Raw genomic sequence first — 12600 nt, 5'->3', positions numbered from 1 at the left:
CTTCCTGAAATTTGACAGCATAGTATTTATGCATAATTTAATTCTACACAAATCAAATGAAATAAACATACATTAATATACGATTTTTCAAAAATTTAAGAATTGCTAAATACATATTTCAAACAAAAAATAATGAAGATTATATTTTTAACTTGATACATCCTCACATTAATTTTAAGTAAAAAGAACAGGCTTGACGAAAATAGCCAGCCTGCTCTTAATACGATTCATTTTATTTTGTTATTATTTCATAACGATATTTACAATCTTGCCGGGAACATAAATCTCTTTGATGATATTGCCATCAAACTTACCTGAGATTGCTTCTCTTGCTTTTGCAAGAACATCATCCTTAGGATCATCCTTGCCGATTGAGATTGTAGCACGTACCTTACCGTTAACCTGTACAGCGATCTCTACAGTGTTCTCAACAGTGAGAGCCTCATCATACTCAGGCCATGTCTGCTGATAAAGTCTGCCTTCGCCACCGATTCTCTGCCAGATCTCCTCTGTGATATGAGGTGCTACAGGATTGAGCATAGTGATAAGTGTCTTGTACTCAGCCTTAGTAACAGCGTTCTTTTTATAGAAGTCATTGATAAGTGACATCATTGCTGCGATAGCTGTATTGTACTTAAGATTCTCAAAATCACTTGATACCTTCTTGATGGTTCTGTGCATCTCACCCTTGAGTTCATCTGAATACTCATCGCCATCTACAAGAATATCCTGGAGCTTCCATACTCTCTCAAGGAATCTGCGACAGCCCTTAACACCATCTTCAGACCATGAAGCAGCAAGGTCGAATGCTCCGATGAACATCTCATAGGTACGAAGTGTATCTGCACCATAATCCTCAACGATATCATCAGGATTAACAACGTTACCACGAGATTTACTCATCTTCTCGCCGTTTTCACCAAGGATCATACCGTGACTTGTTCTCTTCTGGTAAGGCTCGGGAGTTGTTACAACGCCCTGATCATAAAGGAACTTGTGCCAGAATCTGGAATAAAGAAGGTGAAGTGTTGTATGCTCCATTCCTCCGTTGTACCAGTCTACAGGCATCCAATATTTAAGTGCTTCCTTGCTTGCAAGCGCTTTATCATTGGTAGGATCTGTATATCTAAGGAAATACCATGATGAACCTGCCCACTGAGGCATTGTATCTGTCTCTCTCTTAGCAGGACCTCCGCAGCAGGGACATGTTGTATTAACCCAATCTGTCATAGCTGCAAGCGGTGACTCACCGTTATCTGTAGGCTCATAGCTCTCTACTTCAGGAAGAAGAAGTGGAAGCTCTGACTCATCAATTGCTACATATCCGCACTTAGGGCAGTCAACAATCGGAATAGGCTCACCCCAATATCTCTGACGTGAGAATACCCAGTCACGAAGCTTGTAATTAACCTGTGCGTGTCCTATCTTCTTCTCCTCAAGGAAAGAAATCATCTTTTCCTTGGCATCCTTTACAGAAAGACCGTTGATGAAATCTGAATTGATAAGTACGCCTGTAGCCACATCCGTAAATGCTGCTGCGTTAACATCTACCTCTTCACCGTCCTTGGCAACAACCTGGATAATAGGAAGACCAAACTTCTTAGCAAACTCCCAGTCTCTGTCATCATGAGCAGGAACCGCCATGATAGCACCTGTACCATAACTCATAAGTACATAATCAGAAACCCAGATCGGAATCTCTTTGCCATTTACGGGATTGATTGCCATAAGGCCGTCAATCTGAACACCGGTCTTATCCTTTGCAAGCTCTGATCTCTCGAAATCAGACTTCTTGGCAGCTGCTTCTCTGTATGCAATGATATCATTCCAGTTAGCAATTCTGTCCTGATACTTATCAAGATAAGGATGCTCGGGAGATACTACCATATATGTAGCACCAAAAAGTGTATCACATCTTGTGGTATAAACTGTCAGATGGTCCTCTGTATCCTTGATCGCAAAATCAACCTCAGCACCTGTACTGCGGCCGATCCAGTTCTTCTGAGATACCTTAACTCTCTCAATATAATCAACACTATCAAGTCCGTCGATGAGCTTATCAGCATACTCTGTGATCTTCAGCATCCACTCACTCTTTACCTTACGAACTACTTCAGATCCGCAGCGCTCACAAACACCGTTAACAACTTCCTCGTTAGCAAGACCAACCTTACATGAAGTACACCAGTTGATAGGCATCTCCTTTTTATATGCAAGTCCTTCCTTGAAAAGCTTTAAGAAAATCCACTGAGTCCACTTGTAGTAATTAGGATCAGTAGTGTTGATCTCTCTTTTCCAATCAAAAGAATATCCAAGGGAATGAAGCTGATCCTTGAACTTCTTGACATTGTTTGCTGTTACGATCTTAGGGTGAATGTGATTTTTGATGGCATAGTTCTCTGTGGGAAGACCAAAAGCATCCCATCCCATAGGATAGAGAACATTGTAGCCCTGCATTCTGCGCTTACGTGCAACGATATCAAGCGCTGTATAAGGACGTGGATGTCCTACATGAAGTCCCTGTCCTGAAGGATAGGGGAACTCAACTAAGGCATAATATTTAGGCTTTGAGTAATCATCCGTTGCTGCGAATGCATCCTCATCGTCCCAAATCTTCTGCCATTTCTGCTCGACTTCTTTGTGATTGTATAACTCTGACATTTATAGCACCTCATTTTATATGGATTTTCGCGAAAATAAACTTTTCAAATTTTACCATATAAAAGGGGCTTATTCAAGAATTCCGAAATTTTAATCCTATAATTCAGGATATCATCACTTCTTATTAAAATATTTACTGAGGTTTTCTATAGGCATGGGTTTTGCATAGTGATAGCCCTGAATATAGTCAAAGCCTCGCTTTATACTGTAATTTTTCTGAAGCTCATCTTCTACACCTTCTACCAGTGTGATGAAGCCGTTCTTCTTAAAGGTATCAATCATGTAAGAAATGATATCCTCTACTCGTGAATCCTGAATTGACTTATAAAGCAGGGACTTATCGAACTTGATAGTCTGAACCGGCACATCAAGAACACGCTCCAAATTGGAATAACCTGTGCCGAAATCATCCATATAAAGCTGAATGCCTTCCATGTTAAGCATATTCATATTGTGCTTAACCGCATCATAGCTATCCGCCATCATTGATTCTGTAAGCTCTAAACGAATCTTCTTCTGGTCGATATTGTAGGTATGGATGATATCCATGATCTCTTTGTAGAACTCTCTGTCCACAAAATCCGCTGTTGAACAGTTTATGGTAAGGGCATCAAAATCATATTGCTCTGAAAGTTCTTCCACAGCTTTGCAGACCTTGTGCATCATAATAACGGTAAGGGAATGGATGCAGCCGGTGTTCTCAGCAATCTTAATGAATTCATCCGGAGGAATCATCCTTCCGTCTATGCAAAGACGCATAAGAGCTTCCGCTGATCTGAAGCTTTCCTTTTCAACACTGTAGATAGGCTGCGCATAGCACAGGATTCTGTCATCATCAGGATTCATCTTTGCTCTGATATCAGCCAGTGTCTGCTCGATATTATAGATATTATCATAAGAGCGAAAATCGTTTCCGTTAGCAAAAACATACACATTTTGTCCATCCACCATATATTTTTGCTTTATGTATTTCATGAAAAACTGAGTCCATTTATTTCCCTGGGCCACAAAACGCCTGCTATCGCCACCGATACCAAGGAAATAATGAATATGATCAATATCTGTTCTGTAGAATTCATCCAGAATATCATGCATCTGATCCGCGTAGTTTTCTGCATCAGAGCGTTCCTTTACCTCCATAATTGCTATGAAGGTTCCGTAATTTACACGGTACATGTGGATGTTTCTTGATATGCGCTCAATTTTCCTGCAAACATCCGCGAGTTCAAGTGTAAGAACCTCGTAATTGGGATTTCTGGAATTTCCAAGGAGCTGCGGAAACTCAATATATGCCAGGTAGAACACTCTTCCCATTCTGTTGTTTGTTATGAATCTGCTCTCCATTGCCCCCACATTCTGACATCCGGTGTCTTCATCATAAGGGTTTGAATGGAAAAGGAGGTAAATTGCAATAAAGGGCATAGTATAAGTAGCTGCACTGAAAATTGAATTTCTGTCCAGTATCTGTGCCATAAGTACGACAAACTCAAGAGGAATAACTATATAGATTCCCCTCATAACTATTCTTGAAATGGTTGCCCTTCTCTGGAAGCACATAACAAAGCATATGGTTGCACAGATCATACCGGCTATGCAGTAATATCTTGTGAAATGTGTAATATCGATACCATCTGTTCTAACATAATAGAAATTTTTCATTGCAACCTGATAGATTGCACCTGAAAAATAAGCTACTGCAACAAAAATATAAATCATTACAATAACGTCGCGCCTTTTTATCCTTCGCTCACTCATAAGATTTATATAATTGAAGGTATCAACAAGAATAAAAGAATAAAGAATAAGAAATACTATCAGCAGTACTGTGAAGGAGCCTCTGCTATAATACTCGGTATTGCTGGCTATCTCCACGATTACGATCATTAAAATGGTGGCAATAATAGAGGTAAAATTGCCCCATACAAGAAAACTAAAGGCTTTGGATTGCCTGGGTTTTGTCAGCGACATAAAAATAAGAATGAGCAGCGAAAGAAAAAGGCTCGCATACTCACCTACAATCTCATATCTCAGAGTGTTCTGTATTCCAAACATCGGCATGATTCAACCCTCATAATTATCAAATTAAAGTTAGCCTTCATTTTAAATATCGTAGCATAATAGTATCAACTTACATTAAACAAAGGCTAAAAAAAGTATAAAAAATAGGGCATCATCATAAGACGATGCCCCATAAAATACTTAATTAGTCTTCTATTCCGTTCTCTTTAACTTTCTCTGCTCTTGCAGCTACTTCCTTCTCCTGAATGTCTGAAGGTGCCTGCTCATAGCGTGCAAATGAATATTCATAATCACCTGCACCACCGGTCATTGAACGAAGAGTTGTGCAATAGCCGAAAAGCTCCATCATAGGAATGTCGGCTTCAATAACCTGCTTGCCGTTACCTGTAGGATTCATTCCGAGAACACGGCCTCTTCTCTTATTGAGATCACCCATAACGTCTCCGGTGTAAGCATCCGGAACAGTAACCTTAAGACTTGCGATAGGCTCAAGAAGAACAGGTCCTGCTTCCATGAAGCCCTTCTTGAACGCATTACTTGCTGCAACCTTGAAGGCCATTTCTGAGGAATCTACCGGATGGTATGATCCATCATAAAGAACTGCCTTAACGCCAACAACAGGATATGCTGCAAGAGGTCCTCTCTGTGATGCCTCGTTAATACCCTTTTCAACAGCTGGGAAGTAGTTCTTCGGAACTGCTCCACCTACAACCTCCTGTTCGAAGGTGTAAGCCTGGGTATCATCACCTGAAGGTGAGAAACGCATCTTAACGTGACCATACTGACCATGTCCGCCGGTCTGCTTCTTATATTTGTACTCAACATCAGAAGTCTTGCGGATAGTCTCTCTGAAAGCTACCTTGGGTTTATCCAGCTCTACCTCAACCTTGTACTCGTTAAGGAGCTTACTAACTGCGATATCCAGATGCATGTCACCCATACCATAGATAAGTGACTGACGGTTCTCAGCATCATTTACAACCTTAAGAGTTGCATCTTCAGCTGCAAGCTTTGCAAGAGACTGGGCAATCTTATCAATATCAGCCTTATTCTTTGCCTTATATCTCATGTATGTGTAAGGCTCAGAGATATCCATCTTAGCATACTGAACAGGATTAGCCTTGGTTGAAAGGGTATCACCTGTACTGATATCAAGCTTCTGAAGAGCACCGAAATCACCTGCATGGAGCTCGGGAACTTCTATTGTCTTGTTACCCTGCATTACATAGATCTTACCGATCTTAAGCTCTGTATCCTTGTTGGAATCGTACATAACATCATCAGTCTTGATAACGCCTGAACGAACCTTGATCATGGAATACTTTCCAATGAAAGGATCCATCATGGTCTTAAATACGAAAGCTGTCTTAGGCTTTGCGAAATCGAAGTTAGCTTCGAAGATCTCATTGGTCTTCATGTTGATGCCGGCCATCTTGCGGTTCTCGGGAGCGGGCATGTACTTGATGATATCATCAAGAAGTGTATAAACGCCCTGAGCGAGAATGCTTGAACCCATCTCGATGGGAACGATGGAACCGTCACAAACGTTGTTACGAAGTGCGGAACGAATCTCCTGCTCAGAGAATGTCTCTCCGCTGAAATATCTGTCCATGAACTCTTCACTGGTCTCAGCAACTGCTTCCATAAGAGTATCACGATACTGACTTAAGTATTCTTTATTATATTCAGGAATCTCGCACTCAACTGCTTCCTTGCCTTCCCAACGGAAGCCCTTCTCCTGAATAACATTTACATAACCTACAAACTTCTCATTCTCACGAATAGGAAGATTGAAAGGTGCAATCTTCTTTCCATATTTATCTGTAAGATCCTGAACTACCTGTCTGTATGATGCATCATCAATATCCATGTCGGATACAAAGAACATACGCGGTATTCCGTATTTCTCACAAAGATCCCATGCTCTCTCAGTTCCAACTTCAACGCCGGCCTTACCTGAAACTACGATGATCGCTGCATCTGCAACGCTCATTGCTTCCTGAACTTCTCCGACAAAATCGAAAAATCCGGGTGCATCAAGAAGGTTGATCTTGTGATCATCCCACTCAAGCGCAATATTTGTTGTGCTGATTGAGAACTGACGCTTCTGTTCTTCTTTGTCGAAATCACTAACGGTATTTCCATCAGCTACCTTACCCATACGGGATGTGATACCTGCAAGATATGCCATTGCCTCAGCTAGAGAAGTTTTTCCTGCTCCCCCGTGACCTAAGAGTACGACATTGCGAATTTTGTCACTAGTGTAAACTTTCATCTCTGTTCCTCCAGTAATTTATTTCTTTGGGTAAAATGCTTGAGAATATTCAGATTTCCCCCAACCCTATAGAGATATTTTACTAAAATTGTGCATACAATACAAGTAATTCAAAACAATTTGCACAATTATTGCTTTTCGCACTTTAACGTGTTATAGTGATATAGATTTCGCCAAGCATTTGGCAATGTCAAAGAGAAAAACTCGAGGTAAATTCAATGAATGCAAACGATATAACCTGTGGTTTTATCGGTCTTGGACTGATCGGTGGATCCATGGCAAGAGCTCTGAAGGAGAAAGCACCGGGGATGCGCATAGTTTCCTACACTCCCCACCGCGAAACCTCTGAAAGAGCCAAGGCTGACGGTATCGTAGACGAGATAGCGCCCGCTATAGATGAACACTTCACGGGATGTGACTACATTTTTTTATGTGCTCCCATTGAGAGGAACAATGATAATCTTTCCATATTAAAGCCGTTTCTTGATAAAAAGACCACTTTGTCTGACATCGGCTCAGTAAAAACAAGTATCCACGAACACGTTAAGGAACTTGGTCTTGAAGATCAGTTCATAGGCGGTCACCCCATGGCAGGTACCGAACGTATCGGATATATCAACTCCAAGGCTTCAATACTGGAAAACGCCTATTATATCCTAACTAAAACAGAGAAGACCTCAGATGAGCGTCTTGAAAACTACAGAGAGCTTGTGGAACTTATGGGTGCCACTCCTCTCATCATTCCTTATGAGCAGCATGATTTTGCAACCGCAGCCATAAGCCATGTCCCCCACGTAATAAGCGGATGCCTTGTGAATCTTGTTGAGAGAAGCGACTATTCAGACGGTCTTATGAAGACAATAGCAGCAGGCGGTTTTAAGGATATCACAAGGATCTCTTCCTCTTCGCCTGTTATGCTCCAGCAGATATGCCTCACCAACAGAAAAAATATCGTGACACTGCTGGACAGATATATAAGCTATATAAAGGAAATGAAAGACGTAATAGATGAGGCCGACGGCGATGGTCTTATGGAGTTCTTTTCATCTGCCAGAGAATACAGGGATTCCTTCAACGATCTCAACAGAGGTCCCATCAGGAAAACCTATATCACAAGGGTCGATATCGCCGACGAACCCGGCAACATTGCTTCTGTTGCTACTCTTCTTTCTGTCAATGGTATCAACATCAAGAATATCGGTATTGTTCACAACAGAGAGGACGAACACGGAACTCTCAGCATCGAGTTTCATGATGGAAAAGCAATGGAAAAAGCTGTACAATTATTAGACAATCACGGATATCCATCCGCCAAGTAACTGCATAATTTTCTAAGACATAAATGAGGTGCAATCCATGATAAGTATTGAAAAAAGTTCTAAACCGTTAAAGGGACATGTTTACGTCCCTGGGGATAAATCCATTTCACATAGAAGCGTCATGTTCGGCGCGCTTGCTGATGGCACAACTGAGATCACCGGTTTTCTAGAAGGCGCAGACTGCCTTTCTACCATTGATTGCTTTAGAAAGCTCGGAATCCAGATAGAACATACTCAGCGTCCCGTTCACGGCGTTCCCACAATAACCGTTCACGGCAGAGGCCTTCATGGACTCTCCGCACCGGATACAGGACTTTTCACAGGCAACAGCGGCACTACCACAAGACTTATTGCCGGTATTCTCGCTGCTCAGCCTTTTGATACAGTGCTCACAGGTGATAATTCCATTGAGCAGCGCCCCATGAACAGAATCATCAAGCCTCTTACTCAGATGGGAGCAGACATATCTTCACTTAAAGGAAATGACTGCGCTCCTCTTATCATCAAGGGTGGCAAAAGACTTCATGGTATCACATATCACAGTCCTGTCGCTTCCGCTCAGGTTAAATCCTGTATTCTTCTTGCAGGACTTTATTCAGACAGCGATACCGTAGTTTATGAACCCGCTCTCAGCAGGAATCACACAGAGATAATGCTAAGAGCTTATGGTGCAGATATTCATAATGAAGTTGATGTAAAAGGAAGCGCCGCTGCTATCCTTCATCCCGGTTCACCTCTTAGAGGTATCAAAGTAAATGTCCCCGGCGATATTTCTTCTGCTGCATATTTTATCGCTGCAGCTCTCCTTGTTCCGGGTTCAGACATTGTGATCCATAACGTTGGAATCAATAAGACAAGATCAGGAATCCTCTGCGTACTTAAGCAGATGGGTGCAGATATAGAGCTTGAAAATGTAGATGAATCAATTGAGCCAAGAGCTGATCTTCACGTTCGTTATTCACAGCTCCATGGCGGAGTAAACGGCAGATTCGAGCTTTCAGGTAAGCTTATTCCTACCATGATAGATGAGCTTCCAATCTTCGCCGTTGTTGCCGCTTCCGCAAACTGCACCACCATCATCAAGGACGCTGCAGAGCTTAAGGTCAAGGAATCAAACAGAATTGATGCCATCTGCAACAACTTAAAACTTATGGGCGTTGATATAGAACCCACAGATGACGGAATGATCATTAACGGCGGACGTCCTTTTGTAGCAGCAGACATAGAAACAGAGGGTGACCACAGAATAGCCATGAGTTTTGCAATCGCAGCTCTCGCAGCAAGCGGTCAGACCAGGATCATCGATGACAAATGCGTAGGTATCTCCTATCCCGCTTTCTTCAATGATCTTAAGAGACTTTTGCAGTAAACAGATTTTCTGTAGACCTGTCAGGTTATCCTGCAGGAACAGCAAATAAAGTAAAATAAAAAGGAATGTTGCATTTGAGAATTATTTCTCTTAACAACATTCCTTTCAATTTGCTTTAATTAAAATCAGTCTCTCTTAAAGATATCTCTTGTGTATACCTTATCCTTTACATCATCAAGACAGCTGTCATAGCGGTTAGCTATGATTGCCTGGCTTTCTTTTTTGAACTCTTCAAGATCATTAACGATCCTGCTTCCAAAGAAGGTAGTTCCATCCTCAAGGGTCGGCTCATAGATAATAACTGTAGCGCCTTTAGCTTTAATGCGCTTCATAACTCCCTGAATACTGCTCTGACGGAAGTTATCGGAATTACTCTTCATGGTAAGTCTGTAAACGCCTACCACAACCTCATGCTCAAAGCTCTTGTCATAGCTTGCGCTGTTACCGTAAGCACCTGCTATATCAAGCACTCTGTCTGCAATGAAATCCTTTCTGGTTCTGTTGGCATCAACAATGGCTTCGATGAGGTTCTCCGGAACATCGGAATAATTAGCCAAAAGCTGCTTGGTATCCTTAGGCAGGCAATATCCGCCATATCCAAAGGAAGGATTGTTATAAAAATCTCCAATTCTGGGATCAAGACAAACGCCTCTGATAATGCTGGCTGTATCAAGCTCCTTCATCTCAGCGTATGTATCAAGCTCATTGAAATATGATACTCTAAGAGCCAGATATGTATTGGCAAAAAGCTTAACTGCCTCTGCTTCTGTAGTGCCCATGAAAAGAACATCTACATTCTCTTTAAGTGCTGCTTCTTCAAGGAGCCTTGCAAAAGTATGAGCTGCTTCTACAAGCTTTTCATCCTTCTCATCCATACCCACAATGATTCTGCTGGGATAGAGATTGTCATAAAGAGCCTTGGACTCCCTAAGGAACTCCGGACTGAACATTATCTTGTCTGATCCCATCTTCTCTCTCACCTTCTCGGTGTAGCCAACAGGGATCGTGCTCTTAATTACCATGAAGGCATTTGGATTAACCTTCTTTACAAGATCGATAACTGCTTCAACAGCACTGGTGTCAAAATAATTCTTCTTGCTATCATAATTGGTAGGTGCTGCAATAACTACAAAATCAGCATCCTTATAAGCAGCCTCGCCATCTGTTGTAGCAGAAAGCTTGAGCTCTTTTTCCTCTAAATACTTCTCAATATACTCATCCTGAATCGGAGATATACGCTTATTCAGCATCTCTACTTTTTCAGGGATTACATCAACAACCGTAACCTGATGTCTCTGTGAAAGAAGCGATGCTATTGAAAGTCCTACATATCCCGCACCTGCAACAGCAATCTTTACATCTTCAATATTGTGCATTTTTCCTCCCATTTATGGAGCCGAAGTCTTATTCTTCGCCGGCAAGCGTCTCCTGAACTGTCTCATATACAGAGATACGCTGACGGTCATATTCCGGCATTCCAATAAAGATAGCACCATATTCATATCCATTCTCAAGCATGGTGCCTCTTACAATTTTGATAAATACATGCAAGACTTCTTTGGTCCAAATGGTGATATTTGCTTCGTAATTGTCACCCATAACCAACTGAACGTCAGACATAAAGCCCATTCCTGCCCTTGAGCAGTTCATAATGGAAATAGCGACAGTCTCTGCATCACCGTCACCGCCTCCATACATTGACTTCATGATAAGCTCACCTTCAAGATCAAGTCTCTTGTATTTTCTTCTCTCGTCCATAATATCCCCCACATATGTATTTTAATGAACTTAGCAATACCATTATTAAATATATCTTAGCTTATATTTCATCGTCCGTAAAGAAACAAGCATCGCCAAAAGAGAAAAATCTATACCTGTTATCTATTGCTTCTTTGTATGCATTAAGCACATGTTCTCTGCCTGCAAGAGCAGATACTAACATCACAAGCGTTGACTCAGGGAGATGGAAGTTTGTGATAAGGCAGTCAGTCACCTTGAATTTGTAGCCCGGATAAATAAATATGGATGTATTATCCGCACACTCTTCGATGTGACCATTCTCATCCGCAGCGCTTTCAATGGTTCTGCAGGATGTAGTGCCTACACAGATTACTCTGTGTCCGCCTTCTTTGGCCTTATTTATCTTATCTGCTGCTTCCTTTGTAACCTGATACCACTCTGTATGCATGTGATGCTCTAGCACATTGGTAACCTTAACAGGTCTGAAAGTACCAAGTCCCACATGAAGAGTTACATAGGCAAGATCAATTCCCTTATCCTGAATCTTCTGAAGAAGTTCCTGTGTAAAATGAAGTCCCGCAGTAGGTGCTGCAGCTGAACCTTCATACTTGGCATAAACTGTCTGATACATATTCTTATCCTGAAGTTTATGGGTGATATAAGGAGGCAGCGGCATTTCTCCAAGTCTGTCAAGTACCTCTTCAAAAATACCCTCGTAGTAAAACTGAACGAGTCTGTTGCCCTCTTCCACGATATCAAGAATCTTTGCTGTAAGACTGCCGTCACCAAAGGTAACTTCTGCTCCCGGACGAAGCTTTTTGCCTGGCTTTACAAGAGTCTCCCAAATATCATTCTCTCTTCTTTTCAGAAGAAGTATTTCAACGGCAGCTCCTGTGTCCTTCTTGGTTCCAAGAAGTCTTGCGGGAATAACCTTGGTATCATTAAGAACCAGGCAGTCCCCCGGATTAAGGTAATCTATGATGTCATGGAAAATCTTATGTGCTATCTTGCCCGACGTTTTGTTCATTACAAGAAGCTTACAATCATCCCTGGACATGAGCGGATCCTGGGCGATCAGCTCCTCGGGAAGATCAAAATAATAATCACTTGTGCGAAGGCCCAGGTTCGGGTCCTGCGCATTATTTTCTGTAGTACTCAATATTTTCTCCTAATATCCCTCATCCGCCCTTCGGGCACCTTCTCCCCAAGGGAGAAGG

General features: G+C 41.8%; 8 protein-coding genes. 2 read left to right on the top strand and 6 right to left on the bottom strand.

The window, feature by feature from the left end; genetic code table 11:
• Positions 1-243 precede the first annotated feature (243 nt).
• From leuS to G603_RS0102920, 3 genes are all read right to left on the bottom strand, one after another.
• Positions 244-2661, bottom strand: coding sequence for a leucine--tRNA ligase (gene leuS, locus G603_RS0102930; RefSeq protein WP_026669271.1), 2418 nt, complete (start codon positions 2659-2661; stop codon positions 244-246).
• 114 nt (positions 2662-2775) lie between these two features.
• Positions 2776-4719, bottom strand: a complete 1944-nt coding sequence (locus G603_RS0102925) for an EAL domain-containing protein (RefSeq protein WP_026669270.1) — start codon at positions 4717-4719, stop codon at positions 2776-2778.
• 145 nt (positions 4720-4864) lie between these two features.
• A complete protein-coding gene (locus G603_RS0102920; protein WP_026524202.1) occupies positions 4865-6955 on the bottom strand; it encodes an elongation factor G in 2091 nt (696 codons plus the stop codon).
• 218 nt (positions 6956-7173) lie between these two features.
• Between G603_RS0102920 and G603_RS0102915 the strand changes: the two genes are divergently transcribed.
• Complete coding sequence (locus G603_RS0102915; RefSeq protein ID WP_026669269.1) at positions 7174-8274, top strand: prephenate dehydrogenase/arogenate dehydrogenase family protein; 1101 nt, start codon at positions 7174-7176, stop codon at positions 8272-8274.
• Between the two features lie 37 nt (positions 8275-8311).
• Positions 8312-9643: a 3-phosphoshikimate 1-carboxyvinyltransferase gene (gene aroA / locus G603_RS0102910; protein WP_051207392.1), complete on the top strand. Its 1332-nt coding sequence runs from the start codon at positions 8312-8314 to the stop codon at positions 9641-9643.
• Between the two features lie 125 nt (positions 9644-9768).
• On the opposite strand, the gene G603_RS0102905 is transcribed toward aroA, so the two are convergent.
• From G603_RS0102905 to queA, 3 genes are all read right to left on the bottom strand, one after another.
• Entirely contained in the window at positions 9769-11019 is a 1251-nt protein-coding gene (locus tag G603_RS0102905; protein WP_026669267.1) for a nucleotide sugar dehydrogenase, read from the bottom strand.
• 28 nt (positions 11020-11047) lie between these two features.
• Positions 11048-11401, bottom strand: coding sequence for a PilZ domain-containing protein (locus G603_RS0102900; RefSeq protein WP_026524198.1), 354 nt, complete (start codon positions 11399-11401; stop codon positions 11048-11050).
• Between the two features lie 61 nt (positions 11402-11462).
• Positions 11463-12542 carry a tRNA preQ1(34) S-adenosylmethionine ribosyltransferase-isomerase QueA gene (gene queA, locus G603_RS0102895; RefSeq protein WP_255345549.1) on the bottom strand — a complete coding sequence of 360 codons (1080 nt, stop codon included), beginning with the start codon at positions 12540-12542 and terminating at the stop codon, positions 11463-11465.
• Between the last annotated feature and the right edge of the window lie 58 nt (positions 12543-12600).

This window comes from Butyrivibrio sp. AE3006, assembly GCF_000424165.1.
Taxonomy (GTDB): Bacteria; Bacillota; Clostridia; order Lachnospirales; family Lachnospiraceae; genus Butyrivibrio.
The sequence above is the reverse complement of the archived record's forward strand: the minus strand, read 5'-3'. Positions and strand labels throughout refer to the sequence as shown.